Here is a 25,961-nt window from a genome sequence, read left to right as displayed (position 1 = left end):
TTATCAACGTTTCAGCAAGCTCTCAATCACCTTTCCCTGGCCTTGGGGAAAGGGAAGTCCAAGCAAATACGCCACCGTGGAAGGTACATCGACCAGGTTAAAGGGCTCGGTGATGGTGCGGCCTTTTTTGAAATCCGGCCCCAGCGCCAATAGGCTAATGTGCCGGCACCCTTCGCAGGCGTCGCCGTGGTCTATCCAGCCGGTGGCCACGCCGTCGAGGTGCCGGCCGTGGTCATTGGTGATGAGCAGCGTCGTGTTGTTTCGGTAGGCTTTGTTCTTGCGCAGGAAATCATACAGCTGCATGATGTACCGGTCGTCGCGCGATATGCCCCGCAGGTAGTTGGGCCAGTTGCCGGCATGGGCAAAGCCATCGGGCTCCATAAAACTGATGAGCACCAGGTTGGGCTGGTATTGGGTCAGAATCCGTTTAGCCGCCACCAGGGTCAGGGAATCGGCGCGGTAGCCGGTGCCGGGGCCGCTCACTCCGCAATCGATGGAGGGCGGGTATTGGTCCTTCCACTCCGGGTTCAGGGTATTGGCCAGGATGTGCAGCTTGTCTTTGCTCGTGATGAGCCAGGCGGCGGTGGCGGGCTTGCCGGTGGCTTTGCGCCACAGCTGGAAAATGGAAGGATTGGCGGGTAGCTCCTGGTCGAAATTGTCGATGGGCTGGTTGACGCCCGTGGTGATGGCCGTGTGCCCGGAGTTGGTATACGTGAAGGCGTTGTTGTAAAAGCTGGAAAAGAACACGCCCCGGGGCTTCAGCTTGGTGGACATATTGGGAATCAAGCCCGGCGTGTTGCCCCAGGTTTCGGAATACCGGGGCCCGTCGATGACCACAATGATGACGTTTTTGGTGCGAATGCGCTTTTTGGGGGGCGCAAAGCCCACGAGCAGGAGCAGCAGCCAGCAAAAGAGCCAGAGCCCAAGCCCAGGCCCAACGGGGCCAGAAGCATGGTAGCGGCTCCGCCGCCCGAGGGGTGCAAGGAAAGCCATGGCGCTCGACGGATTAAGTAGAAAGCCCTATACCAAATTGCCAGCCTTCTCAAATTGGCGGAGGCCTATAAACAACTGGTTAACAAGCAAATTTGGAGGAAAATATCAGCACAATACCCTAATGAATAATTGTTTTAGCTCAACTTAATTGCTTTTCCTACTTCCATAAAGGGGCAGTTGGTTACCGTTTATTGGCTCAATTCCTTAACGTCATTTTATGTTATGACCAGCTGCCACTTCGGGATGGGGCTATGGTGAGGAACCCGCTCTGCTCGACCGCAAGGCCTTCTGATAAATATAATATTATTTATCAGTAAAACAAAATTCATAGGAGCTTCCCATGGGTTTACCTTGCTGCTTTCGTTAATTCAAACAGCTAACTCCAATAGCCTTCCAGTTTAATTGAGCAAGCCCTCTCTCGTGCAGGAGTACTTCAGGCATGCCACAGCCGCGCAGCCCTTTCGAACGCCGCGCCTGCCAAAATATTGGCAAACCCTTGAAAGCCCCAACCCCACCTAGGAGCCGCCGCGCACTAGCGCCGGCCTTGAGCGGCCAGCACAGCCAGCGTTTCCCGATGGCGCCGCTCGGCCAAATCCTGGGCACGCGAAGCCACGGCCCATATGGCAGCCGGAATCCACCCAATGAGGGTGAGGTGGAGCACCCCGCAGAGAATTCCCTTCAACACATGGCCGTTGAGAATCATCGAGATGCCGGGTAACAATATCGCAAGCAACATAAAAAAAGAGAGGGGAAATACAGGCGCAAACCTACAGAATCGAAGTTGCTTTTTTTAGAAGACCAGCCAGAAACTGATTAACAGGCACTTCTGCCCTGCCGCAAGATAGAACGACCCGAAGCAGGTCACCTGAGCAGGAAGTTTCGTATGATGTCTCATGAGCGACGACACTTCCCTCCAACGCTTCCTGGACGCCCAGGAAGCTGCCTATCCCACGGCCCTGGCGGAAATCCAGCGGGGCAAAAAAGTAAGCCACTGGATGTGGTACATCTTCCCGCAGCTGCAGGGGCTGGGCTTTAGCTCAACAGCTCAGTATTATGGCTTAACGGGGGCCAGCGAGGCTGGGGCCTTTCTGCAGCACCCCGTGCTGGGGCCGCGGCTGGTGCGCATCAGCGAGGCTTTGCTCGGGCTGCCTGGTAGCGATGCGACGCGCATTCTGGGCAGCCCGGACGACGTCAAGCTTCGCTCGTCCATGACCTTGTTTGCGTCCTTGCCCAACGCCAACCCCGTCTTTCAACAGGTGCTGGACAAGTTTTTTCAGGGCCACCAGGACCCCAACACGCTGCGCCTTTTAGCCCAACGCTAAGCTCCAGCCGCCTGGGGCAATAGCACTTCGTAGAGCTGGTACTTGCCGGACTTGCCCTTTAGGGCGCGCGAGCAGCTGCGATGGATGAACAATTCGGAGCCGGCGGCTTGTACCACGGCTTCCGACACCAAAAACTGGGTACCCAACTCCTTGTTGGTGCTTTCGATGCGGCTGGCCATGTTCACGTTGTCGCCGATGGCGGCCAGCTTGCGCGAGGTACCCTCCCCTACATGGCCCACCACCACAGGCCCGTAGTGCAGCCCGGCGCGCACCCGGAAGGTGCGGTCGTACATCTGTTTAAGGTAAGGGTTGAGCCGGTCCAGGGCCTGGTACATCGCCTGCACGGCGGCCAGGGCGTCGGCCACGGCCTCGGCGGGGCGCTCCAGGCCGAACACCACCAGCAAGCCGTCGCCCACGTAATCGACGAGGTAGCCGTGGTGCGCGGCGATGGCCTCGTTCATGAGCCGGAAGTAGCGGTTCAGTACGTGGATGATGTCGTAGGGCGGCAGCGCCTCGGCGAAGGGCGTGTAGTTCTCGATGTCGGTGAAGAGGATGGCCAGCTGCTTTTCCTCTCCCAGGCGCTGTCCGGGCGCTTCCAGCTCCTGGCGCGCCATGGCCAGGTCCAGGGCGTCGACCACGGGCCGGCGTATTTCCACATCTCCCTGCACGCAGGTCTGGCAGGCCAGGCGAACTTCAGCGGGCAGATGGAGCTTATCGGCCAGTTCTTGTTCGGCGGCGTTTCGCGGCAGGCAACTCTCCAGCCCTTGCAGGACCACCACCCGGCAAGTAGAGCACCTGGCCCGGCCGCCGCAGGCGTGTACGTGCGGTATGCCAGCGGCCAAGGTGGCCTGTAGTATCGATTGCCCGGGCTCGATGGGAACGGTCTGATGGTCGGGCAATACCTGCAGGGATGGCATACGGGGAATGAAATAGGAGGACAACCGGCAGCGGCAACGTGCAGCCCACAGCAGCAAGGTAGCTACGGAGCAAGAATGGTGAAGAACGACACCGGAAACCACTTTGGCGAAGGGAAACCAGCTGGCGCCCCCTCCGATGCCCAAGAACCCGCCAGCACCCCAAGCTCCCATAACCCAAAATGCCTCAGCCACTCCCGGACGCGGAGCAGCTGAGGCAAGGCATGGAATTGGGCTGAACCTAGTCGGCCAGCAGCTTTAGCAGCTCCTTGGCGGCGGGCTCGGACGAGGCCGGGTTCTGGCCGGTGATGAGGTGGCCGTCGCGCAGGACGTAGGGCTGCCAGTCGGCCACTTTGGAGTAGTCGCCGCCGTTTTGCTTGAGCATGTCTTCCACCAGGAAGGGCACCACGTTGGTCAGTTGCACCGCCTCTTCTTCGGTATTGGTGAAGCCGGCCACCTTTTTGCCGCGCACCAGCGGCGTGCCGTCGGCGGCTTTGGTGTGGCGCAGCGCGCCGGGCGCGTGGCACACCAGGGCCACGGGCTTGCCGGCGGCGTGCATGGTTTCAATCAGCTCAATCGACTTCTTGTCTTCGGCCAGGTCCCACAGCGGGCCGTGGCCGCCGGGGTAAAACACAGCGTCAAACTGTTGGGCCGATACACTGGCCAGCGGCACCGTGTTGGCTAGGGCCCGTTGGGCTTCGGGGTCTTTTTTGAAGCGTTCGGTGGCTTCGGTCTGGGCGCTGGGGTCGTCGCTTTTGGGGTCGAGGGGCGGCTGGCCGCCCTTGGGCGAGGCCAGGGTCAGTGTGGCGCCGGCATCTTTGAACACGTAGTACGGCGCAGCAAATTCTTCCAGCCAGAAGCCAGTTTTCTTGCCCGTGTTGCCCAGTTGGTCGTGCGAGGTCAGCACCATCAGGATATTCATAATCGTCAGTGTAAAAGGTGGAATTGTTGGAAATGTGAGGTAGCTCGGATGATTATTGGGCGGTGGGCTCGGCCACTTTTACCACGGCCTTGCCGGTGTTTTCGCCTTTGAACAAGCCCAGGAACGCCGCCGGAATCTGGTCGAAGCCTTCGGTAATGGTTTCTTCAAATTGCAGCTTGCCATCGCGGTACCATTCGCTGAGCTTTTGTACGCCTGCGGGCCACTGGCTGAAATAGTCGCTCACGATAAAGCCTTTCATCAGGGAGCTGGTGGTGAGCAGCTTGGATTCCGGGCGCGGCCCCACGGGCACGTCGGTGACATTGTACATGGAAATCTGCCCGCAGATGGCAATGCGGGCTTGTTTGTTCAGGTTGTTGTACACGGCGTCGGAGATGGCGCCGCCCACGTTATCGAAGTAGCAGTCCACGCCGTTGGGGGCCGCGGCGGCCAGGGCCTGGTTGATGTCGGGCGTGGTTTTGTAGTTAATGGCTTCGTCGAAACCCAGCTTTTTCAGGTAGGCCACCTTTTCATCGGAGCCCGCCGTGCCGATGACGCGGGCGCCCTGAATCTTGGCCAGCTGGCCCACCACCATGCCCACGGCCCCGGCCGCCCCGGATACCACCACGGTTTCGCCGGCTTTCGGCTGGCAGATATCCAGCAGCCCGAAGTAGGCCGTGAGGCCCGGCATACCCAGCAAGCCCAGGAAATAGCTGATGGGCGCCTGGTCGGTGGGAATACGGTTTAGGCCCTGGCCATTGGAAACGCTGTATTCCTGCCAGGGCAGATTGCCCACCACCACGCTGCCCACTGGCAGCGAATTGAGCTGGCTCTCCACTACTTGAGCTACTACGCCGCCGGTGATGGGCGCGCCCACTTCAAACGGCGGCACATACGACTTGCCCGCGTTCATGCGTCCCCGCATGTAGGGGTCTACGGACACATACAAGGTCTTGAGCAGCACCTGACCAGCCTGCAGGGGTGGCAATTCCTGGGTTTCGAAGCGAAATTGAGCTGCGGTAGGCTCCCCTTTTGGCCGGCTGGCCAAAACGATGGTTTGAGTTTTCATAAAGGACTGGAAAGAAGGACTGCGCCGAGGCAATGCTTTGGGGCGCTGGAGGGGGTTGATAACCGCTGAGGCGCGAAATGTTCCTCGGCCCGCCAACTTCTTCCCTAAAAACCACTACGGCCATCCCCTAATCGGAAAGGCCGTAGTGTTTTGCAATGATGCTTACCTATCGCACCGGAAAACGGGGCGTTTGCCATTTCGGCCCATCAGGTTTCAGCTGGCATGATGGTTTGCATCTTTTCGTTTTGCCGACGCAGGCGCTGGCACAGCACCCGCATCACATTGCGGACTACTTCGGGGCACTCCTCCATCACGTCGTAGAAGTCTTCCTGGTCGATGCGGAAGGCCACTACCTTACACATGGCTTGGGCGGTGGCCGAGCGGGCTTCGGCGTCGAGCAGAGCCAGTTCCCCGAAGAACTCGCCTTTGCGGAAGGTGGTCAGGTGGTGGGAGCCATCGAAAATCCCTACCTCTCCTTCGCTGATGATGAACAGCGAGGTGCCGAGATGCCCTTTCGCAAAAATCTGCTGCTCGGGCTGGAAAGCAACTTCTTTCATTATCGGCATGATGGTACTAAGAACGTTTTCGGGGGTTTCGGCAAACAGCGTGGTGCCTTTGAGCATCAGCACACGCTCACGCGCCGAAACGCTGGATGTGGGGCCTTGAGGTGACATGAGCAGGGAGGCAACAGAGGGGAACAGGCTGATTAATTGGTCGTAGGCGGCAGGCCGCTGAATGGGCAACTGCCGCAGCACCGCAGTGGCATTTTCCTGAATCAGCAAATTGGTACTTTCCAAGTGCGGGTAGAGGTAGGCAACGGTATCGGGCTGCGGGTGCCACTGCTGCAGCGCCAGGCTGATGGTCCAGATGGAGAAGGCGGCCGTGCCGCCGCGCACGATGACGGTCTGGATGCTTTCCGACGCTTTGGTGGGGCCCAGCAAATCATCAAACTTCCGCACCTTGTCGCGGAGCCGGCCCACGTCGAGCATGGCCTGCAGGCCGTGGTACAGCGGGCGCGGAATCAGGTTATCGAGCATTTCGAGGGCGTTGGCCTGCCGCTCGCCGGCAGTGTGGGCCACGCCGCGCTGGGCGTCCAGGATGGGCTGCCGCTCATATACTTGCGCGAGTAGCCCAAAAATGCGCTGCTGGCCTTTGCGCAGCTCGTAGCGGAGGGCCGCCCGGAGCTCGGCGTTGGCGTTCACCATGCCGTGCAGCAGCTGCTGGGCCAGCCGCATCTCCTCCTCCACCAGGCGCTGAAACAGCGGCGTATCGGCTGCTTCCGTGGCAAAGGAGCTCAGGGCGCGCAGCGCGGCGGCGCGGCCCACGAGGTTGGGGCCCTGGGCCAGCTCCACCAGCAGCTGCCGGGCCGCCGGCGTGGCCAGGTGCGCGCACACCTGGGCCAGGCTTTGGAAGCCGCGCGAGTCCGTTTCGCGGGCCAGCGCCTGCTTCAGCAGCGGCAGACTGGCCGCACCAATCTTCACCAATCCGGTGGTGGCATATTTCTGCACGGCCTTGATGCGCAGCAAGGCAATGAGCTGCTCCATCAGGGCCTGGTTGGAAGTTTCGGCCGCGGCCTGCACCGCCGCCGAAACCACCATCGGGTCGGGGTTACAGAGGCTGGTGGTAACCAGCTCTACCTGCTGCTCCGGCGTGAGCAGGTCGACCAGGGCCAGGGCAGCGAGGCGGGAGCTGGTTTCGTCGGATGCCACGATGGCCGCGAGGCTGGCCCGGGCCGGCGCATCGGTGGGCGTGGTTTCGAGCCGGCCCCGAATGGCGCCTTTGCGCACGGCCAGGTCGGGGTGCTCCAGCAAATCGGTGGATTCGGGGTGGCGGCTGGCTAGCTCGCTGGCCGTTTCGCGCAGGGCCGGGTCGGGGTCGGCCATGGCCAAACGGCGCAGCAGGGCAACATCGGCCGACTGGCCCACCACGCTCAGCACCCGGTACCGCACCCGGCTGTCCGTGTGCTTGAGCAGGTGCTCGGCATGTTTCACTACCGCGGCCGCCTCGGCTTTGTGCAGGTAATCAATGGCCTGGATAGCATCCGTGGGGCTAATGCGCGAGCCGTTGTACTCCGTTTCCGGCTGGAAGTGCAGGGCCGAGTCCGAGGCCGCATCTGTGGTAAAGCGCAGGCCCAGGGTGCGCTTTAGCTCGTCGATATACGTCCAGTAGGTGCGCTGCAGCAGGAAGACGGACCCCAGCAGCAGCAGCCCCATCCACACAAACGGCACCCACAGGTTGAGCTCCGGTAGCTGCGGCAGCCCCAGCAGCAGCAGGCCACCCAGTCCGAGGCCCAGCGGCTCGTAAAACCCTTTCACGAGGGAGTGACCTTCCAGCCGCTCGGGCGCAGCCAGGGGCTGCAGCAGCACCAGAAACACGGGCTCGAACACGGCCCGCCTCAGCACTTCCAGCACTAGGTAGAGGCCGCCAAAATAGGCCATCAGGGCGGAGGGCCCCATGTGGGCCGATTGCAGCACCCCAAACAGCAGCACCCCGGCAAAAGCCAGCAGCGGCAGCAGCGCCAGGGTCCAGCGTACGCCCAGCCGGTCGAGGCTGTGGCGCGAAAAGCCCAGCTTAAACAGCATGGCCAGCATGTAGGTGAGGGCCAGCACGCCGCCCACGTACTGCAGGATGGTGGTCTGGTCCTGCAGCTTGTACTTCACGTTCACGAAGAACAGGTACTCTACCCCCACGGCCACGGCCGCAATGGCCGTGAGGCTCAAGCCCATGGCCCGCACCAGCGGGCTGGCCCCAAAAAACTGCCGGAACAGCGGGGTCAGCTCCCGGCCCGATTCGCGCACCGGCCCCGGCCGGGCCACCACCGTCTGGGCCCGGAATGTGGCCCGCTGGATGAACAGCGCCAGCAAGTAGAAGGCCGACGCCGTGAGCAGCAGCGCGTAGAGTGCATTGTGGGCATGCACGAAGATGGTGAGCACCGCGCCGAGGGCCTTGGCCGGCATGTCGCCGGAGCTAATCACGCTAAACAGCCGCCGCCCCTGCCGCACGTTGAACACCACCGACGACATGCCCCAGAACTCCAGGTTGGTGAGCAGGTAAATGAGGCGGTAGCCCGTCATGATGGCCACGGCCGCTACCACCGAAGGCCCGCGCAGGAGCACCAGCCCCAGCACCAGCGTGAGCACCACCGTCACCATGAGCGTGCGCACGGCCAGCGAGCTGAGCTGCAGCTTGCGCTCATAGTAGGCGTATAGCCGGCCCACCACCATCATGGCCACGGCGCCGGCGCAGTAGGCCAGCGGCAGGTTGCGCTCCGGGTGCTCGGCCAGCAGCAGCACGTTGGCTGCCACGTACACCAGAATGGTGCCGATGCCGAGCAGAAAATTGTGCACGAAAAACAGCCAGACGGTCTTGGTCTCGCTTGGCCGAACTCCCAGAAAACGGTACCACTTTTCCATGATATTTTTTCTGATTAAAGCAAGGCTCCGGCAGTACTGCTTCAGCAGCAAAGACGCTGCTTTGGGGCCGGGGCTGCGGCGCTAGCGCAAGGGGTGCTTCTTGATGAGCCCCCCTTTCATGTCGCTCACGCTTTGCATGACGATGAAGGCATGCGAGTCAATTTTATAGATTTCGTCCACCAGGCTAACCACTTCCAGGCGCGTTACCACCGTGAAAATCGCCTCCACTTTGAGGTGCTGGTGCCCGTGGGTGCCGTAGCCCTGGGTGCACTCGTAGACCGTGGCGCCGCGGCGGAGCTTGTCGGTTATCATCCGCCTGATTTCGTTGCTGTGAAACGAGATGATGGTCAGGCCCGTGTATTCCTCGATGCCCACGAGCACAAAATCCACCGTGCGGGCCGCCGATAGATACGCCAGGATGGAATACAGGGCCGTTTCTATCGACAGCAGCCAGGCCGCCACCCCGAAGATGACAATATTGATTACCAGCACAATATCGCCAATAGAGATGGGCAGCTTGCGGCTGAGGTAGAGGGCCAGGATTTCGGTGCCGTCGAGCACGCCGCCGCCGCGCATGGCCAGCCCAATGCCGGCCCCCAGAAAGAAGCCACCGAAGACTGCAATCAGGAGCTTGTCCTGCGTAAGGGCCGGAAAGGAAACCACCAGCAGGGTCCCGGCCAGCGCCAGAATGGTGAGCAAGGTCTTGATGGCGAACTTCTTGCCGAGGTGGTAATAGCCCAGCCCAATAAACGGGATGTTGATTAAGACAATCAGCAGCGACAAGGGCACGCCCGTGAGCTGGCTCACCAGCAGCGAGACGCCCGTCACGCCGCCGTCGATGAAGCCGTTGGGCAGCAAAAAACCTTTCAGGCCCAACGCCGCCGAAAACATCCCTGCCGCCAGGAAAAACCCCTGCAACACCCACTGCCCCACGGCCTGCAGCGAAATGCCAGGCAGCGGGCCCGTGGCGACGGCGGCTGGCTCTGCCACTACTCCCCCACCGGCCGCCGGCGTGGCCTGCCGGGCCAGCTTTCTGGTGCGAAAGCGCGGAGGAAGGAATTGTTCGAGTAACATCACAACCAGCAAAAGCCCGGTAATTACAACGAAAAGCTGCCTGAGCTACTGGCGTACCGCGACCATCGGTGCCGGATAAACCATAGAAAAACAGCCTATTGCCAGTAAATTTTGCTGGCACCGTAGAGTTCAAAGCGCAAGCCAAGCCGTTATCTGGCATAGGCTTGAAGCTGGCGCCTGTTCTGCTTCCTCCTATCGAGGAAGCCATGTGATGAGCATGGTCCGGGCCTCCTGCCCCAACCACCACGGGCCCGCCCGGTCCCATGGTAATAATTGTAGCAGGAGACTTGCTAAAGATATAAAATTAATTTAAAAAAAAGGCAGAATAGTTCAGATTGAATTAACCATTTCGCTTACCCTTACCGGCAGTGAAATCCGAAACTGCGAGTACTTCCCTTCCTCGCTCTCTACCTCCATGGAGCCGCCGTGCTCTTTGGTCACAATGTCGTAGCTCAACGAGAGGCCCAGCCCCGTGCCCTCGCCGGTGGGCTTGGTGGTGAAGAAGGGCTGGAACACCTTGGCTTGCACGCCCGCCGGAATGCCATTGCCATTGTCGCGCACCAGAATCTGCACGGCGCTCGCGGTGCGCCGGGTTTGCACGCACACTTCGGGGCGGTAGCTTTCGCCGATTTGCCGGCTTTTTTCGGCCACGGCGTAGAAGGCGTTGGTGAGCAGGTTGAGCAGCACGCGGCTCAGGTCCTGGGGCACCACCCGCAGCGGCAGCATGCCCGGGTCGAGGTCGGAGATAAGCACGGCGGTAAAGTTCTTTTCCTTGGCCCGCCAGCCGTGGTAGGCCAGCCGCAAGCTGTCTTCGACCAGTGCGTTCAGGTCCGTTACCTGGGGCTCGCCGTTGCTCGAGCGGGAGTGCTCCAGCATGCGCTTCACAATGAGGTCGGCGCGGTGGCCGTGCTCATGAATCTTGCTTTGATTCTGGGTCAGCTCCTGCAGGAGCTGGTCGATGGTGTGCTTGCCGCCCACCGTGAGGGGCTCCTTGGCCAGCTCCATTTCCAGCTCGGCCGCCAGCTCCACGCTCAGGTCCGAGAAGTTGGTGACGAAGTTGAGCGGGTTTTGAATTTCGTGGGCCACGCCCGCCGTTAGCTCGCCCAGGCTGGCCATCTTCTCGCGCTGCACCAGTTGGGCCTGGGTGGTTTTCAGCTCGGTGAGGGTGCGGTCCAGGGTGTCGCGGTGGGCGGCTATCTCCACGTTCTTTTCCTGCAGGCGGCGGTTGGTGCGCAGCTTCAGGAAGATGTTGCGCAGCAGCAGCGCCACCACCAGCACCACGCCCACCAGCCCGGCTAGCAGGCCGTAGAGCTGCATGCGCTGCCGGGCGGCCGTTTGGGCCTGCAGCTCCCGGGTTTTGGTGAGCAAGTTTATCTGAGCCTGCTTCCGGTCCAGCTCGTACCCGAAGCGCAGGGCACTGGTACGGCGCTGGGTGTCTTCGCCCGACAGCGAATCGTTGTAGGCCATGTGCAGGGTGCGGTAGCGGTAGGCCTGCTCAAAGTTGCGGCGTAAGGCATAGGCCCGGGCCAGAATGTCGGCCGCTTTGCGAATGTTGTCCTTGCTGCGGGCTTGCTCGCTGAGCGTCAGGCTCTGGTGCGCCAGGGCCAGGGCGCTGTCGGGCTGCTGGGCCAGCAGGTAGGCCTGGGCCAGCATCAGCTCCACCAGGGGCAGATTGTAGTCGTCGTGGGTGGCTTGCACCAGCTGCCGGGCCCGCAGCCCGTGCGCCAGCGCCTCGGCCTGGTGGCCCAGCATGCCGTGCACTTGGGCCAGATTGGTTTCGTTGCCTATCTCCCCCGACGTATCGCCCAGTTCCCGGCTCAGGGCGAGAGCCCGCTGGTAGTACGCCAGGGCCTGGGGCCATTTGCGGAGCTGCTCGTACGAGTTGCCCAAGCCGTTGAGGGCCGTGAGCACCACTTGCTTGTCGCCGGTGCGCTCCCCCCTTTTCAAGACAACCCGCAGCACCGCCAGCGCTTCCGCATAATTGCCCATGGAATAGTAGATGTCGCCCAAATTGGCCTCGAGGCGCGTAACCGTTTGGGCATCGCCGGCTTTTTCGGCCAGCGGCAGGCCTTTGAGAGCAGCCGCCAAGGCGGGCGCCGGGTTGCCCTGCAGCATGTGAATCAGGCTCAGCTGCAGCCATGCTTTTCCCTGCCCTCGGGGGTCGGCACGGCTCTGGAAAAGGCGCAGGGCTTGCAGGGCATACGTTCGCGCCTGCTCGAACTGGCTCTGCCGGCGCAGCCCGATGCTTATGGCCAGTCGGGCTTCGCCCTCCGCCCGGGAGTCGTGCAGCTGCCGTGCCAGCTCAAGCGCCTGATAGCTCAATTTTGTGGCCTGGGCGGCATCCGTGGCCCGCAGCTCCTGGGCCAGGGCCAATAGCCGGCGCACACCAGCGGTATCCAGCCGGGAGGGTTGCGGCCGTTGCTGGCGCCGGGCTGTTTGGGCTGAAGCTGGTGCCGGAAGCGTCGGTTGAGCTAAACCCAAGAAAAACAGAACAATGTATGCTTTCATGCTGAGGCATTAATAATCGAGTCAGCCCAGGGTCTACATGCACTTGTTCGCTTTCACCTTGCGTAGGGAAAGTCCAGGATGCTCGTTCATCTTAAGCCACAGCCACTTAGTTCATTCTTAAGCCAGCTGCTTACTTGCCCCAATCGCGCCGCAGCATTGCTGCGTTGTTGAATACTGAGAATCAGTAATTCGGATTGTGAATCACTAAGCCGATTGAGTCAGAATCGGTCAACATATCGGTTGAGGAGTCTGCCCCTTTGTGGTCGTGCAAGTAGAAACTATAGAATTTAGTATCTCCTGGAATTACACCCTTCGCATTTTTACCAAATTCAGGCAAAGTGCGTTTGTCTTCTTTAATAGCTAGCCCTAGGCCTTTTAATTTATCGTAAATGCTATCGAAATCCTCCTTCTTATCGCAGTGAATAAAAGTGTGAGCCCCTTTTCCCTCTCCTACTTCAACTTTAAGCGCATTGCCAGGCACTCCCCATTCCCCTTTAGAGGGATTAACTCCCTTTTCGCCAAGCCCTTGGTTTATAACGTCAATCAAGTCAGGTAACAGTGTTTCGGGAGCATGAAGTGTGGTATCCATTTTTCGTGGGGGTTATGAGGCCAGGTTTGTAAGCGGGTTTCAATGCTGCGCTTAAGTTACTGAAATACTTTCAATTAATCATTATAGAATAATATTAAATCTGCAAATTATCATGCGCGCTTCAAGCAAACCTCACCCATAGGTGGGTTTTAGTGTCACTATATGAACTTATTGCAAAAAATTAGAAATATATAGCTAATTTTGAGCACCAACATTGAAACCTGAGCTATTTTTCGGCCTATTTCGTAGCAGCCTTACTCACCTCAACTACTTCCAACATGCGTTACGCCTACCTCCTTCCGCTTGCCCTTGTGATGGGCTGCGCCGCTACCGAAAAACCAACTGCTGAAACGCCTGCCGTAACCCGCGCCCTGAAAGTGGACCGCGCCTTCGACGTGCCCGCCCTGCTGGGCATGAACGCCAACCAGATTGCCCAACCGCTAACCGGCCAATCCATTCGGCCCGACCATGACCGCACGCCCCGCGAGTCGGCCACGGGCGGGACGGAAGCGCTGTACACCTACTGGCGCGATACCACGGCCCTGAAGGTCAGCTACAACCCCGAAACGCTGCACGTCAACAGCTACTTTATCAAGACCAAATCCGGCCACGCATCGGACTACAACGCGCTGCTGAAACTGGCCAATGTCAGCAAGTTTGATAAGCGCCTGACCATCGAGCCCATTGCCTCGGTAGCCAACCCAAAGCTCTACACGGGCGTGAAGCTGGTGCCGCTGCAGTAGCCCGCCCAGGGGCCTACCCGTTGCGCTTCCTGTGTAAGTTGCGCCCATGCACAAAGGACGACTCGAAGCTTTCAGCGATGGCGTGCTGGCCATTATCCTCACCATTATGGTGCTGGAAATCAAGGTGCCGCACGGGGCCGATTTTGCGGCCCTGAAACCGCTGTTGCCCACGGTGCTCAGTTATGTACTGAGCTTCATTTACATCGGTATTTATTGGAGCAACCACCACATGATGCTGGCGGGCACCAACCGGATTTCGGGTGGCATACTTTGGGCCAACCTGCACCTGCTGTTCTGGCTGTCGCTGGTGCCTTTCGCAACCGGCTGGATGGGCGAAAACCACTTCGCCCGGGCCACGCTGGTGGTGTATGGCGTGGTGCTGCTAATGGCCGGGCTGGCTTACTTAATAATGCAGAACTGCATCATTGCCATCGAAGGACCCAATTCGGTGCTGGCCCATGCCATTGGGCGCGACCTGAAGGGCAAATCCTCGGGCCCGCTCTACGCAGCGGGCATAGCTGCCAGCTTCTGGAACCCGTGGGTGGCGGGCGGCATCTACATTGGCGTAGCGCTGATGTGGCTGATTCCGGACCGGCGGATAGAGCGCACGCTGGCGGCAAGCGAAGCGGAGCTAAAAAAAGTAAAATAGCCACTACTCCACGGCCCCAATCCCAGTCTGCTACAGCTGCTACAGCACCGCAGTGGCTGAATGGTGCTAGGCCATTTCCTGGATTGTCAATGCTTACTGCCTCTTCAAACGGCGTGATTCAATAGCTTCCAGTCAACCAGAAAATTGACCTTACGGTAGCACCAAGCGCGTGCAAGAACGAATGTCGAGTACCTTGAACCGGTAAACCCAGCCGCTTTGGCGTCCAGCTCAATTGCTTATGAATAAGCTTTCCCCTTTGCACTCGATTACGCCACGGCTGCTGCCGGTTGGGCTGCTGGTCCTGGCCCTGGCCAGCTGCCAATCCAAGTCTACCAATGAAACTGCTACCACCACGGCCACCCCGCCCGTCGAGGCCACGGCCGGCGACTCCGCCGCAATTACAGCGGCGGAAGTGGGCAGCTACCTCAAAGCTGTGTCCTCGGAGGAGATGCAGGGGCGCAAGCCGTTTACACTGGGCGAAGAGCGCATTACCAACTACCTGGCGGCGCAGTTCAAGCAGTTGGGCTTACAGCCCGGGCCTAATGGCAGCTACTTCCAGTCGGTTCCGATGGTGGAAATCAGCGTCACGCCGGCCCCAACCATGCAGATTGCGGGCAAGGGCCAACAGCTGACCTTGCAGTACAAGACCGATTACGTGGTGTTTACGCAGCGCGAGCAGCCCACCGTGGCCGTCACCAACTCGCCGCTGGTCTTTGCTGGCTACGGCGTGGTGGCGCCCGAATACGGCTGGGACGACTACGCCGGCCTCGACGTGAAGGGCAAAACCGTAGTGGTGCTGGTGAATGACCCGGGCAATGCCGGCAACGACAGCACGCTCTTCAAGGGCAAGGCCATGACCTACTACGGCCGCTGGACCTACAAATACGACGAAGCCGCCCGCCACGGGGCCGCAGGCATCCTCATCGTGCACGACACCAAGCCCGCCGCCTACCCCTGGAGCGTGGTGCTGAGCGGCGCCGTGGGCCCCAAGCTGCGCCCCCAAACGCCCGACCGCGGCGCCAGCAAGTGCGCCATGGAAGGCTGGCTGACGCTCGACGCTGCCAAACGCGTCTTCACGGCTGCCGGCCAGAACTACGAAGCGCTCTATGCCGCTGCCAACCAGCGCGGTTTCCGGCCCCGGGCCCTGGGCCTCAGCATGAGCACCAGCCTGCAAAACAAGCTGCGCCGCCAGACCTCCAAAAACGTGTTGGCCGTGCTCCCTGGTACCACCCGCGCCGGTGAATACATCATCTATTCGGCCCACTGGGACCATTTCGGCGTGGGCAAAGCCATTGCCGGCGACTCCATCTACAACGGCGCCGTGGACGACGGCACCGGCCTGGCCGCCCTGCTCAGCATCGCCAAAGCCTTCCAGACGGCCAAAGTGAAGCCCGCCCGCAGCATCGTGTTCCTGGCCGTGACCGGCGAAGAGCAGGGCTTGCTGGGCTCGGGCTACTACGCCCAGCACCCGCCGTTTCCGCTGGCCAAAACCGTGGCCGACCTCAACATGGACATGCTCTGGCCCTACGGCCGCATGAAGGACCTCACCGTTATCGGCTACGGGCAGTCGGAGCTGGAAGACTACGCCCGCGCCGCCGCCAAGGAGCAGGGCCGGTACGTGCTGCCGGACCAAACGCCTGAAACCGGCATGTTCTACCGCTCCGACCACTTCAATTTTGCCCACGTGGGCGTGCCCTCGCTCTACGCCAGCGGCGGCTACGAAAGCCGCGCCCACGGCAAGGAATACATCGCCGAAAAGCGCCAGAACTACACCACCAACATGTACCACAAACCCGCCGACCAAATGGACCCCAGCTGGGACCTCACCGGCGTGGCCGAAGATGCGCAGCTCTACTTCCGCGTCGGCCAGCGCCTGGCCAGCGAAACCACGTTTCCGAAGTGGCGCGAAGGCTCAGAGTTTAAGGGCGTGCGGGATAAGATGGTGGGGAAGTAGCAGGTCGGCCCGAATGCTGAGACGCGAAGTGTCGCGTCTCTACATTTTATCTATAAAGGCCTTCGCCATTGTCTTGGTCTGCTTCCCAGCGGCTCGGATTGGTTAGAATATAATGTTGTATACGCTCCAGCTCGTTTTGATTGCGGACTACCCTTTCGTGAAACCTAGCCTGCCATTGAAATTCAATTTCATGGTAACGGGCATAGTTTGTTACAGCCGATTTAAATCCTCGAATTACCGAGGCCAAATTCCGAGACTGAGGCCCAAACTGGTTTTCGTAGGCGTGTAGAGACGCGACACTTCGCGTCTCCTCGTCCGCGCCGTTAACAATATCCTTATCAAATAGCAAAATCCCATGCAAATGGTCTGGCATCAGAATAAAAGCATCCAACTGTACAAACGACGTATGATGCGGAATAGCGGACCAACATTCAGCAGCCTTCTTTCCTAACGCAGTCGCTTGCAGAAATGCAGCGTTCCAATCATTATCCGGCACCTCAATATTTCCAAAATAAGGCTGTCGATTTTTGGTGCAAACGGTAATGAAATACATACCGCTTTGACCGTAATCATAACCAGGCAGGCGCGCAGAAGGAATGCGGTATTTGTCCTGAAAAAGCGGCGGCTCCTGCATTGTAAAAATGTAGAGACGCGACACTTCGCGTCTCGGCGTTGAACGATGATTAGCGAAGCCAAAGTTAGTTCTGTCGCAATCGTACAACGCCGAGACGCGAAGTGTCGCGTCTCTACATTCGTTCTATAACGCGGCTAGCTCTCTAGCGCGAACGCGCACCAATACCCCCAAAGACTGTCTTGATACAAAGGGTGCTACTACGCTGAGGGCGAACCAGAGCCTAGTAAGTTCAGCCCAATGGGAAGTAGGTTTGTGTACAGCTAAGCCACTTCTCACTCGCCTCCCTCCCGTTTTTACCGCTGCTCCACGTGCCTGATACCACTCCTGCCGCTGGCCCTACCGGCCCCACCCTGAATGATTTTGCCAGCTTCTACCTCTACGGCCTCACCAACAGCCCCTACCAGCAATCCGCTGACATTGCGAAGTTTGGCGAGCTGTACAACCTCGTCATCGGTGCCCATGGCGGCTTGAGCATCGGCAGTTCCTTTCACCCCTACCAGCTGCTGAATCCCGCGGGTGTGTCGGTGTGGTACACGGCTTTCGCGCAGTTCTACGCCCAGCCCAACCGCATCGAAATGTTCGGGGAGATGACCCTGGAGAAAGCCCAATTTCTGGTGGCACCGCCGGCCTCGTTTGCCGAGTTTAACGTATGGCCCGACACTCGCCTGACCAGCACCGAAAACCCGGTTTTCAGCCGCTATATCCCCTTCGTGCTGCCGTTTCTGGTGCGCAAAAGCCCGGACGCGCTGCGCTGGGACGCCGAATTTGCGGCCGCCGATGGCGACCGGGAACGCATCGGCTGGTATCTGGAAGACGTCAAGCAGGCCATCCAATTCGTGCAGCCCGCCCCCGCCATCGTACTGGGTTTTGGGGAATTTGACGAGCAGCACCCAGAGGGACTGATTGAGCGGTTTATGAGTTACCGCGAAATGCTGAAATAGGTGAATGCTGCGGGACAGCACGGCCGGGTTTATCGTGGCAGTCAGTTACTTTTGTGGGCTCAATTCATTGTAGGTTGCCCGCAATCTTCCTGTACTCATTTATTTAAATCCCACCTATGCCCACTTTTCCTCTTTTAGTGCGCCGTCTACTCACCATTTGCCTCTTGAGCTTGCTGGCCGGCACCGCAATGGCTCAGCCCACCGGCAAGGCCGCCAAAGGCCGCAAGCGCTATACGTTTGCCCAGAAAGATGCCGTGTCGCCCTACGTGCAGAACGTGACCAAAAACACCGACGAGGAGCAGGACGTCGACGGTTCTTTTACCCGCCTGGGCTACCGCTCCTACAATGATTTGCTGACCGAAATCAACGCGCTACGAAAACTGAAGGATTGGGCTGATACGACCTACCAGCGCCGCGTGGCCGCCATTCCCGCTGGCGGTGCCTTGCTGGTCACCATCCACCGCCAAGGCCCCAAAAACGCTGATTTAGCCAACCTCACGCTTACCGTTACTTCCAAAGACGGAAAGGAAGTCTTCGCCCAAACCTTGGAGCCCGGCAACGGCCGTTTCTTCGGCCGCGACCTCTACATGGCTCAACGCGCTATCCCTTTCCCTAAAATGGATGCCCAGGAGTTGGCCGTGAGCATCCGCGACGCCAAGCTTTATCAGACGTTCGATTATATCCTAAACTTGCCAGCGGCGCAGTAGGGAACCTCACCCCCGGCCCCTCTCCAAAAGAGAGGAGAGCCGAACGGTAAGCCAATAAAAGGCCCGGCTCAATTGAGCCGGGCCTTTTTATTTAAATTGAGATTGAGCTGAAACTTGGTGCCGGGGCTCCCCTCTCTTTTGGAGAGGGGCCGGGGGTGAGGTTCCCCTACGACTTCCGCAGCCGCACCCACTGCACGGCAATCACCGTCTTGGCATCCTGCAGCGGCTCAGCCACCAGTTGGTCCCAAGTGAAGTCCACCATTTCAATATTCTCGTTTTCCTCAACCAGCCCGCCGCCATCGCCGCTGCGGTGGCTCACCTCGGCGTAGTACACGGTGATTAGTTCGGAGCTGGTGCCGGGCGAGGGCCACATGTCCACGATTTTTTCCAGCTTGTCGATTTCGTAGCCCAATTCCTCGTGAATCTCGCGGCGCACGGCCGTATCAGGGGTTTCGTCGCCGTCTATCATGCCAGCGGCTATCTCCAGGATTTCGGCTTCGGGGCCGATGCGGAACTGGCGGGTGAGCACGTACACCTGCCGGTCGGTGTCGTAGACCAGCGCGGCCACGGCCTTGCCGGGCGCAAACTGCTCGCGCTTGAGCTGGGTGTCGCCGTCTTGAACGATAAGTTGATTGACTTTGTAATGGCCGTTGAATACGCGGCTCCGCTCAATAATCTGCATGGTGGGGAAGCAATGTTGTACCTTTGTAGAAACCAGGGCCGCCGTCGGAGCAGCCCGCCGCCCGGCTGTGCCGGGCAAAGCCCCGCGCCTCGGCTGCCTCCGCAAGTAAGCGCACCTCACCCCAACTTCTCTTCATTCAGGGAACATGACGGCCTCCGACGAGCCGCCAACCCCGCCCACGCCTGGCGCAGTCCGGCGTGGCCATGCCCGCCTATGCCAACGCGTTAGGCGCACCCTACTGTTCGGCAGGCCCGTGTCTGCCAGACTCCTAACTTAAGTACCCAGTACCAAACACTACACATGACGTTTGACGATTTAAATCTGATTGACCCCATCCTCAAAGCCCTCAAAGAGGAAGGATACACCACCCCCACCCCCATCCAGGAGCAAGCCATTCCGCACGTGCTCGAAGGCAAAGACCTCCTCGGCGTGGCCCAAACCGGCACCGGCAAAACGGCGGCCTTCACCGTGCCCATCCTGCAGGTGCTGCACCGCACGGCCCAGGTTTCCAACCATGCCCCGCGCGCCATTCGCTGCCTCGTGCTCACGCCAACCCGCGAGCTGGCCATCCAAATCAACGAAAGCTTCGGCGCCTACGGCCGCCACCTGAGCCAGATTCGCCACACCGTTATTTTCGGCGGCGTGGGTCAAAACCCGCAGGTAGCGCAGCTCAAGCGCGGCGTGGAAGTACTTATCGCTACTCCCGGCCGCCTACTCGACCTCATGAACCAGGGCTTCGTGGACCTGCGCCAGGTGGAAGTATTCGTGCTCGACGAAGCCGACCGCATGCTGGACATGGGCTTCATCAACGACATCAAGCGCATCCTGCCCAAGCTGCCCACCAAGCGCCAGACGCTGTTTTTCTCGGCCACCATGCCCGGCCAGATTCAGGAGCTGGCCAGCACCATCCTGCGCCCCAACCCCGTGCGCGTGGCCGTAACGCCCGTCAGCAGCACCGCCGATACCGTTACGCAGTCGGTTTACCTGGTTGAAACCAACGACAAGCCCGCCCTGCTCCGCCACATTCTGGAGGACAAAGGCATCAAGCGCGTCCTGGTTTTCACCCGCACCAAGCACGGCGCCGACAAAGTGGTGAAGGCTCTAGCCGCCAACCAGATTCAGGCCGAAGCCATCCACGGCAACAAAAGCCAGAACCACCGCCAGCGCGCCTTGTCCAACTTCAAGGCCGGCAGCACCCGCGTGTTGGTGGCCACCGATATCGCCGCCCGCGGCATCGACGTGGACGAGCTGACCCACGTTATCAACTACGAAATCCCGAACGAGCCCGAGACCTACGTGCACCGCATTGGCCGCACCGGCCGGGCTGGGGCATTCGGCACCGCGTTTTCCTTCGTGGAAGACGAGGAGCGCGCCTACCTCCAGGATATCCAGAAGCTCATCAGCCGTCAGATTGACGTGGAAGCCGAGCATCCATTTACTTCGGGCCGCATCAAGCCCGTTATGCTGCACGGCAACGAGCGCATCATCCGGCCCAAGGGCCCGGCTGGTCGTCCGGCCCGTTCCGGCCCCCGCGATGGCGGCAATGGTGGTGGCGGCCGTTCCGGCGGTGGCCAGGGCGGTGGGCGCCCCAGCAGCAACCAAGGCGGCGGCCGCCCCAGCGGCGAGCGTAGCCGTCCGGCGGCTCCGGCCGGCGGCGGTCATTCGGATACGGCTCGCCGCTTCGGCAGCGGCGGGGCCCGCGTGAACGTGGGTGGCAACCGCGAAGGTGGCGACCAGGGCGGCCGTCGTCGGGGCGATGCCGGCGGCACGCGCCGCGGCTCGTTCTAGGCAACGTCCTCAAGTAAAAGCAAAACAGCTCGGAAAACTTTTTCCGGGCTGTTTTGCTTTTTAAGGCAGATTACGTGCTTACCCACGAATACATTATTCTGTTTGCTCATGGCTCAGTCCACGCTTCCCGTTATCCAGGCCCTGCGCGACACGGCGCACCGCCTCGCCACCCAAGCGCCCTACCAGTGGGGCCACATGGGCAGCTGCAATTGCGGTCACCTGGCCCAAACGGTGACGCGCCTCACCAAGGCCGAAATCCATGCCCGGGCCATGCAGCGCTACGGCGACTGGGAGCGGCAGCTCATCGACTACTGCCCCACCAGCGGCCTGCCCATCGACCAGACCATCGATGAGATGCTGGCCCTGGGCTTCACGCGCGCCGACCTCACCCACTTAGAGAAAATTTCTGACCCTACCATTCGCGCTGCCATTCCCTTTGAGCGCCGCGACGCCCTGCGCCACAACCAGCGCGACGACGTGGTGCTCTACCTCCGCACCTGGGCCGACCTACTGGAGCAAAACCTACTGGCCGGCATTACCCTGCCCAACTTCAGGCCAACCCCCACGCCGAGCCCAGCCCTGGAAAGTGTAGCTTCGGATGTATAAGACCGCAGTCGCCAGGTAAGCCGTGCCCCTTCTTCGGGGCCAAGCCGACTTAAATATGCAAACCCGCAAAAAGCCCCTGCCAAATTTTGGCAGGGGCTTTTCATTTTTATCGGATGCAAGCCAGGGGCAGTTGAGTTGGCTGGCCGCTAAACTCCTAGATTAACGGGTGACGTTGGAGCGCTGAGCTTCGCGGTAGCCTTCGGCACGGTGCGCGCGTTTGTAGGTAGCGTCGGCATTGGGATCTTTCTCAGCGTCGGGGGCCTGCGAGCAAGAGGCCGTCAGGAACATTGCCGCGGCAGCGGCCAACCAAAGATTTGTGCGGGTCAGTTTCATGCTGCGAAGGTAACCGCTCCGCGCCAAACGCACAACCGAACCAGCAGCGCTTACTGAGCCCAAGCTCAACTCTCCTGTTCCAATTCAACCGCAACACCGGAGCCATTTCGGCAGAATCATTAGGCACCAACAAAGGGAAAACCAGCATTTACAAATGACAACCAACCAACTTTGGTTTACCTAAACTAATGCCGTTAAGGCTTCACCCACGCATCGACTATCCTATCCAAATTAGCCAAGCACAACTTAGCTACATCCGGCTGTTGAGCTGTTAGAATCCAGCTCAACATCGATTCACAAGCGCTCAATCGGTTAGTATTAAAAATAAGCAGGGCTCCTCACTCATTGTGTTTATATGAGCCTGGCAGGTGCCCATATTCTTAGCACCACTCCCCGTATAACTAAGCTACGCCATTAAGAACAGGTGCCATCTAACTTAGGTATGGGGTTACTGACCTGAACAGCAAACCAAGTATAAATGCATTCAATATCACCTAATCCATTGGTTTCATTAGCTAAATCAAATTAATTGAAATAGAGGTGTTTATGATACATAAATGAGTTCCAAAAGCCTTATCCGTTAACTAGCCACGGAAATTAGTATCCTTATAAGCTGAATATATAAATAATACTAACGCATTAACTCATTACCAAGTCAATTCCTGGAAAGCAAAATAGCTCGTATTGTCAGGCTGACAAATTGTGCTATTACAAGCTGACCTTATAATTAGCTAGTGTCGCTATCCAAACCAATGCAGCAACCTACTCCTTCTTTAAACCTGGCCTACGCCAGCCATAATGAAGCGCTAGCAAAGTCGCTGAAGCCTACGGTAGGCACGCTGTAGGCACGCTGTAGGCAGGCAGAAAGGCAGCCAAATGATGCAGCTACTGACCCGCTTTGTTATAAGCAAGGTGACCCGGGTCTACTCCAATCCCAGAATAGCAAACCGTCTCCATTCCCAAACATTTGGAAATGGAGACGGTGCCTCAGCAGACCTATAGTCGGCAGCCCGGAAGAGGGATTTTGTTTACTCGGGCTGATAATCCGCAAAGGACCCGTCGCGATAGAAAATCACGATTCGCCGAATCGGCTTTTCAGTCCTTTCGATTAATGCGGCAGCCGTGGGGTCGACAGCTGGTTGAGCCGGAGCAGCTTCTACAGCTACCGGTGGCACTACCGTTGCCGTAGGGCTGGTAGCAGGCGCAGGGGGCGTTTCAACGGCCGGCTGTGGCTGGGCCACCAGCGGAGCAGCAGATGGCGCAGGGGCAGCATTAGGCCGCGAAGTGGTAAACCGCTTAGGTACTGGGTACTTGGCACCTGTATTGACCGGGCGGGAAATGGGCCCAGTAGGGGCAGCGACAGCAGTTCGTGGGCTACGAGGAGCCGGGGTAGCTGGTGCCTCGGCAACGACCGGAATTGCATCTGGCGCCGGGGCCGGCTCCTTTTCGGGTACTTGAGGAGCTTGTTTAGGCGGCGCCACTGCCTGTATGGCTGCCGCGGGGGCAGCAACAGTAGTAACCGGAGCAACAGCCGCCGCTAACATGGGCCCGGTGCCATTGAGCAGCCATGGCATGGATAAGTCAGGCATGGCCGCCAGAATGCGCTGCACCACCTCCAAACTAGGCTTGTTGCGACCGGACAGAATATGACTCACAATCGGCCGAGCAATGCCAATGGCATCGGCAAATTGAGTAGGAGTAAGCTGACGGGTTTCCAACAGCGTCCGGATACGCTCGACCATGGCAGTTTGTTTGATTACAAATCTACCACATAATTTCTGACATGAAGAAAAATATTTTTTTACAACTCTTGACTTTGATTACAATTCTTTCATATGTTTGCATTACATTTCTATATCATCTCAAAAGAACATGGATACAACCTTTTATCCGGCCGTTATAATTGTAATCAATTTGGCCAGTGTGTGTATTGCTTGTGGAGTTATATATATGGTAACGCGTAAGAGCCCGGCAACTGCGAAGTTGTCGGGCTCTTATATATCCTGGCACCGCTTGGATAACGAAGCCAGAAAGATTCAGTCGGCACGCAGCCGGCTAATCGAAGTACTCGCGGGCTAGCGCCTTATCATGGCCATAGATGTCATCGCGGAAGTGGGGGTGGCCATCGGCATCGGCCCACGCCGTGAAGTATACCAGGTACACGGGTAATTTGGTCTTGAGAGGGACGTACTTTTCCCGGCGCCGGGCCACCGTATCGAGGATGGTTTGCTGGTCCCAGCCCGGCTTATCGCGCAGCAAGTAGGTGGCCAGCCGCAGGGGGTCCTGCACCCGCACACAGCCGTGGCTGAAGCTGCGCAGGCTCTGGGAAAACAACTCGCGGTGCGGCGTATCGTGCAAGTACACGTCGTTGGAGTTGGGGAAGATGAACTTCATATTGCCCAAATCATTCTCCGGCCCGGGCCGACGGCGCAACGTGTATTTGAAGTTTTCCTCCGTCACCCCAGCCCAATCGATAGAGGAGGGGTCCACCGCCACGGCCTTTTTGCCGTAGCCTTTCACCACCTCCATGTCGAGGTGGTCAATGTAGTGGGGGTCGGCAATCAGCTTATCCTTGAGCTCATTTTCGATGATGCTAAAGGGCACATTCCAGTAGGGAGCCAGCACCACGTACTCCATTTTATCGCTAAAAATGGGGGTCTCGTGGAGGCTTTTGCCCACGATGACACGCATGTTGAAGGCCTCTTTGCCGTTCTCAATTACGTGCAGGGTATACTCCGGAATGTTAACCAGCAGGTAGCTCGGCTCGAAGCGCTTGGGGAGCCAGCGCCACCGCTCCATGTTCAGGATGATTTGGTCGATACGGGAGCCGATGGGCACGTTGAGCTGGCGCAACGTTTCGCCGCTTACAATGCCATCGGGCCGCAGCCCGGCATCCTCCTGGAAGGTCTTCACGGCGCTCACCAAATCGGGGCCGTACACCTGCTCGACGGGAGCCACGGCGGCTTTTCCAGTCTTGGCGCTATCTCTGAGCGACACTGGCATCGCGGCTGGAGTGGTCGCCGGCTGGGTGCCACCAGGGCTGCCGGCACCACCCAACAGGCGCTGCCGCAACGCAGGCACGGCCGGCGACGACTGCCCCGGTTTGAGCTTCAACGTGGCCGGTAATACGGGCCAGCCGCCGGCCCGCTCCTGCGCCCGGTAGGCCGCCAGGGCCTTGCGCAACTGGTCGTACTCGGGGTGCAGGGGCGCAAATTCGTAGTAGTTGTAGCGGCTTTTTCGCTCTCCCAAAAAGGTAAGCAGGGCCTTATGCAGCTTGATTTTGTTGGGCTTTACCTGCCACGCCGTGTTCTTCGAATCGCGCGGATTGGCAGCGCCCCGGTAGTAATCAGAAGCCCACTTTAGGTAGGTGCCGGTAAGGGCAACGTCAATCTTTCGCTCCAACGCATTGCGGCGCGCCGAATCAGCCCGAACCTGTTCCAGCTCGGCGAATAGCTTCTTAAAGTCCTTAACCTGGTAGTCTTTAGGGTCAAGACCTTCTTCCTTAGCTTTAGCAATGATGTTCTGTAACGTCTGGGCCTGGGGCACCAACTGATGGTCCTTGAACCAGCCCAACTTGAATTTTCGCTCTCGGTAAAAACGCCGGGCCGCAAGCAGCTGTGCCTTGAAGGCCGGTTCGGACCGGATAGTGTTGATGACATACGTGCTGTCGACCAGGGGCTGCGGACCGGCGGCCACGGAAGCGGCCGACTCGCCCGCGGAGCCATCTGCAGACTGGCCCTTATCGGACCCGCAGGACTGCAGCGTGGCGCTGCCAAGCGCCACTAGTAGCAGCGCCCACAGCAGGGAAGTAAAACGAAACAGAAGGGACATTGAGAGAATTAAAACGGAGAGAACAAAGGCCTCGGGCAGTCGCAAGGGGCCGGGCGGTGAATTGCCAAGCGGGGCGAACCTGAACCGGGCCGCCCGCAGGCAGTCCTAACGCAAAGTACGCAACCGTAAGGCATAGCTTGGCCTTATAACGGCCGTTATCATGCCAAGTTCGTACTCCAAGCACCCCAAAATAGAAGTTGCCACCCGGCCGGACACCGCGAAAAGGATTTTCGGCTGCGCTCTTGCTCCGGCGTTCAGAAGCTGAAGCACAAATAACGAGGGAGTTGCGAGG

The 25,961-nt window shown here is 59.2% G+C and carries 22 protein-coding genes; 8 read left to right on the top strand and 14 right to left on the bottom strand.

All coding sequences use genetic code 11. The annotated features are described in order from the left end of the window. Nucleotides 1-3: 3 nt before the first annotated feature. Together LJ738_RS10730 and LJ738_RS10725 are read right to left on the bottom strand one after the other, a co-directional pair. Nucleotides 4-993, bottom strand: coding sequence for a sulfatase-like hydrolase/transferase (locus tag LJ738_RS10730; RefSeq protein ID WP_227786320.1), 990 nt, complete (start codon nt 991-993; stop codon nt 4-6). A 532-nt stretch (nt 994-1,525) separates the two neighbouring features. Beyond that, on the bottom strand, nt 1,526-1,729 hold the full coding sequence (locus LJ738_RS10725) for a hypothetical protein (protein WP_227786319.1): 204 nt from the start codon (nt 1,727-1,729) through the stop codon (nt 1,526-1,528). Between the two features lie 157 nt (nt 1,730-1,886). On the opposite strand from LJ738_RS10725, the gene LJ738_RS10720 reads away from it, so the two are divergent. After that, on the top strand, nt 1,887-2,315 hold the full coding sequence (locus tag LJ738_RS10720; RefSeq protein WP_227786318.1) for a DUF1810 domain-containing protein: 429 nt from the start codon (nt 1,887-1,889) through the stop codon (nt 2,313-2,315). Here LJ738_RS10720 and LJ738_RS10715 read toward each other — a convergent pair. The 7 genes from LJ738_RS10715 to LJ738_RS10685 form a co-directional block, all read right to left on the bottom strand. Further along, nucleotides 2,312-3,232: an adenylate/guanylate cyclase domain-containing protein gene (locus tag LJ738_RS10715; RefSeq protein WP_227786317.1), complete on the bottom strand. Its 921-nt coding sequence runs from the start codon at nt 3,230-3,232 to the stop codon at nt 2,312-2,314. The genes LJ738_RS10720 and LJ738_RS10715 overlap by 4 nt on opposite strands. A gap of 238 nt (nt 3,233-3,470) precedes the next feature. Beyond that, nucleotides 3,471-4,151, bottom strand: coding sequence for a type 1 glutamine amidotransferase domain-containing protein (locus LJ738_RS10710; protein ID WP_227786316.1), 681 nt, complete (start codon nt 4,149-4,151; stop codon nt 3,471-3,473). A gap of 52 nt (nt 4,152-4,203) precedes the next feature. Continuing rightward, nucleotides 4,204-5,217, bottom strand: coding sequence for an NADP-dependent oxidoreductase (locus LJ738_RS10705; protein ID WP_227786315.1), 1,014 nt, complete (start codon nt 5,215-5,217; stop codon nt 4,204-4,206). A 206-nt stretch (nt 5,218-5,423) separates the two neighbouring features. Next, nucleotides 5,424-8,630 carry a cyclic nucleotide-binding domain-containing protein gene (locus LJ738_RS10700; RefSeq protein WP_227786314.1) on the bottom strand — a complete coding sequence of 1,069 codons (3,207 nt, stop codon included), beginning with the start codon at nt 8,628-8,630 and terminating at the stop codon, nt 5,424-5,426. 81 nt (nt 8,631-8,711) lie between these two features. Then, complete coding sequence (locus LJ738_RS10695; protein WP_227786313.1) at nt 8,712-9,704, bottom strand: YitT family protein; 993 nt, start codon at nt 9,702-9,704, stop codon at nt 8,712-8,714. Nucleotides 9,705-10,034: 330 nt separating this feature from the next. Next, the gene (locus LJ738_RS10690; RefSeq protein ID WP_227786312.1) at nt 10,035-12,212 is read right to left on the bottom strand and encodes a tetratricopeptide repeat protein; all 2,178 of its coding nucleotides are present in this window, start codon (nt 12,210-12,212) and stop codon (nt 10,035-10,037) included. 181 nt (nt 12,213-12,393) lie between these two features. Beyond that, entirely contained in the window at nt 12,394-12,801 is a 408-nt protein-coding gene (locus LJ738_RS10685; protein ID WP_227786311.1) for a hypothetical protein, read from the bottom strand. 278 nt (nt 12,802-13,079) lie between these two features. Between LJ738_RS10685 and LJ738_RS10680 the strand changes: the two genes are divergently transcribed. From LJ738_RS10680 to LJ738_RS10670, 3 genes are all read left to right on the top strand, one after another. Continuing rightward, entirely contained in the window at nt 13,080-13,544 is a 465-nt protein-coding gene (locus tag LJ738_RS10680; RefSeq protein WP_227786310.1) for a hypothetical protein, read from the top strand. A 46-nt stretch (nt 13,545-13,590) separates the two neighbouring features. Further along, a complete protein-coding gene (locus tag LJ738_RS10675) occupies nt 13,591-14,193 on the top strand; it encodes a TMEM175 family protein (protein ID WP_227786309.1) in 603 nt (200 codons plus the stop codon). A 238-nt stretch (nt 14,194-14,431) separates the two neighbouring features. Continuing rightward, nucleotides 14,432-16,147, top strand: coding sequence for a M28 family metallopeptidase (locus LJ738_RS10670; protein WP_227786308.1), 1,716 nt, complete (start codon nt 14,432-14,434; stop codon nt 16,145-16,147). Nucleotides 16,148-16,193: 46 nt separating this feature from the next. Here LJ738_RS10670 and LJ738_RS10665 read toward each other — a convergent pair whose 3' ends face one another. Beyond that, nucleotides 16,194-16,805: a transposase gene (locus tag LJ738_RS10665; protein ID WP_227786307.1), complete on the bottom strand. Its 612-nt coding sequence runs from the start codon at nt 16,803-16,805 to the stop codon at nt 16,194-16,196. A 284-nt stretch (nt 16,806-17,089) separates the two neighbouring features. Here LJ738_RS10665 and LJ738_RS10660 point away from each other — a divergent pair, with 284 nt between their 5' ends. Together LJ738_RS10660 and LJ738_RS10655 are read left to right on the top strand one after the other, a co-directional pair. Beyond that, complete coding sequence (locus LJ738_RS10660; RefSeq protein WP_227786306.1) at nt 17,090-17,722, top strand: hypothetical protein; 633 nt, start codon at nt 17,090-17,092, stop codon at nt 17,720-17,722. Between the two features lie 137 nt (nt 17,723-17,859). After that, nucleotides 17,860-18,429, top strand: coding sequence for a hypothetical protein (locus LJ738_RS10655; protein WP_227786305.1), 570 nt, complete (start codon nt 17,860-17,862; stop codon nt 18,427-18,429). Nucleotides 18,430-18,595: 166 nt separating this feature from the next. Here LJ738_RS10655 and LJ738_RS10650 read toward each other — a convergent pair whose 3' ends face one another. Beyond that, nucleotides 18,596-19,111, bottom strand: coding sequence for an NUDIX domain-containing protein (locus LJ738_RS10650; RefSeq protein WP_227786304.1), 516 nt, complete (start codon nt 19,109-19,111; stop codon nt 18,596-18,598). 300 nt (nt 19,112-19,411) lie between these two features. On the opposite strand from LJ738_RS10650, the gene LJ738_RS10645 reads away from it, so the two are divergent. Then, nucleotides 19,412-20,899, top strand: coding sequence for a DEAD/DEAH box helicase (locus LJ738_RS10645; RefSeq protein WP_227786303.1), 1,488 nt, complete (start codon nt 19,412-19,414; stop codon nt 20,897-20,899). A 108-nt stretch (nt 20,900-21,007) separates the two neighbouring features. Next, nucleotides 21,008-21,505, top strand: a complete 498-nt coding sequence (locus LJ738_RS10640) for a hypothetical protein (RefSeq protein ID WP_227786302.1) — start codon at nt 21,008-21,010, stop codon at nt 21,503-21,505. A gap of 159 nt (nt 21,506-21,664) precedes the next feature. Here LJ738_RS10640 and LJ738_RS10635 read toward each other — a convergent pair whose 3' ends face one another. The 3 genes from LJ738_RS10635 to LJ738_RS10625 form a co-directional block, all read right to left on the bottom strand. Next, a complete protein-coding gene (locus LJ738_RS10635) occupies nt 21,665-21,838 on the bottom strand; it encodes a hypothetical protein (RefSeq protein WP_227786301.1) in 174 nt (57 codons plus the stop codon). Between the two features lie 1,028 nt (nt 21,839-22,866). Further along, nucleotides 22,867-23,580 (bottom strand): helix-turn-helix domain-containing protein, encoded by a 714-nt coding sequence (locus LJ738_RS21600; protein ID WP_227786300.1) that lies wholly within the window; start codon nt 23,578-23,580, stop codon nt 22,867-22,869. Between the two features lie 313 nt (nt 23,581-23,893). After that, nucleotides 23,894-25,669, bottom strand: a complete 1,776-nt coding sequence (locus LJ738_RS10625; RefSeq protein ID WP_227786299.1) for a L,D-transpeptidase family protein — start codon at nt 25,667-25,669, stop codon at nt 23,894-23,896. Nucleotides 25,670-25,961: the final 292 nt, after the last annotated feature.

Source organism: Hymenobacter plasmatis (assembly GCF_020711255.1).
In the GTDB taxonomy this organism is placed as follows: Bacteria; Bacteroidota; Bacteroidia; order Cytophagales; family Hymenobacteraceae; genus Hymenobacter.
Note: the sequence above shows the minus strand (reverse complement) of the source record. Positions and strands in the feature narration are given on the sequence as shown.

Bases quoted from the DNA above. Each gene is read 5' to 3' on its own strand.
- LJ738_RS10730 (WP_227786320.1), bottom strand. From the start codon at position 993: ATGGCTTTCCTTGCACCCCTCGGGCGGCGGAGCCGCTACCATGCTTCT.
- LJ738_RS10725 (WP_227786319.1), bottom strand. From the start codon at position 1,729: ATGTTGCTTGCGATATTGTTACCCGGCATCTCGATGATTCTCAACGGC.
- LJ738_RS10720 (WP_227786318.1), top strand. From the start codon at position 1,887: ATGAGCGACGACACTTCCCTCCAACGCTTCCTGGACGCCCAGGAAGCT.
- LJ738_RS10715 (WP_227786317.1), bottom strand. From the start codon at position 3,232: ATGCCATCCCTGCAGGTATTGCCCGACCATCAGACCGTTCCCATCGAG.
- LJ738_RS10710 (WP_227786316.1), bottom strand. From the start codon at position 4,151: ATGAATATCCTGATGGTGCTGACCTCGCACGACCAACTGGGCAACACG.
- LJ738_RS10705 (WP_227786315.1), bottom strand. From the start codon at position 5,217: ATGAAAACTCAAACCATCGTTTTGGCCAGCCGGCCAAAAGGGGAGCCT.
- LJ738_RS10700 (WP_227786314.1), bottom strand. From the start codon at position 8,630: ATGGAAAAGTGGTACCGTTTTCTGGGAGTTCGGCCAAGCGAGACCAAG.
- LJ738_RS10695 (WP_227786313.1), bottom strand. From the start codon at position 9,704: ATGTTACTCGAACAATTCCTTCCTCCGCGCTTTCGCACCAGAAAGCTG.
- LJ738_RS10690 (WP_227786312.1), bottom strand. From the start codon at position 12,212: ATGAAAGCATACATTGTTCTGTTTTTCTTGGGTTTAGCTCAACCGACG.
- LJ738_RS10685 (WP_227786311.1), bottom strand. From the start codon at position 12,801: ATGGATACCACACTTCATGCTCCCGAAACACTGTTACCTGACTTGATT.
- LJ738_RS10680 (WP_227786310.1), top strand. From the start codon at position 13,080: ATGCGTTACGCCTACCTCCTTCCGCTTGCCCTTGTGATGGGCTGCGCC.
- LJ738_RS10675 (WP_227786309.1), top strand. From the start codon at position 13,591: ATGCACAAAGGACGACTCGAAGCTTTCAGCGATGGCGTGCTGGCCATT.
- LJ738_RS10670 (WP_227786308.1), top strand. From the start codon at position 14,432: ATGAATAAGCTTTCCCCTTTGCACTCGATTACGCCACGGCTGCTGCCG.
- LJ738_RS10650 (WP_227786304.1), bottom strand. From the start codon at position 19,111: ATGCAGATTATTGAGCGGAGCCGCGTATTCAACGGCCATTACAAAGTC.
- LJ738_RS10645 (WP_227786303.1), top strand. From the start codon at position 19,412: ATGACGTTTGACGATTTAAATCTGATTGACCCCATCCTCAAAGCCCTC.
- LJ738_RS10640 (WP_227786302.1), top strand. From the start codon at position 21,008: ATGGCTCAGTCCACGCTTCCCGTTATCCAGGCCCTGCGCGACACGGCG.
- LJ738_RS10635 (WP_227786301.1), bottom strand. From the start codon at position 21,838: ATGAAACTGACCCGCACAAATCTTTGGTTGGCCGCTGCCGCGGCAATG.
- LJ738_RS21600 (WP_227786300.1), bottom strand. From the start codon at position 23,580: ATGGTCGAGCGTATCCGGACGCTGTTGGAAACCCGTCAGCTTACTCCT.
- LJ738_RS10625 (WP_227786299.1), bottom strand. From the start codon at position 25,669: ATGTCCCTTCTGTTTCGTTTTACTTCCCTGCTGTGGGCGCTGCTACTA.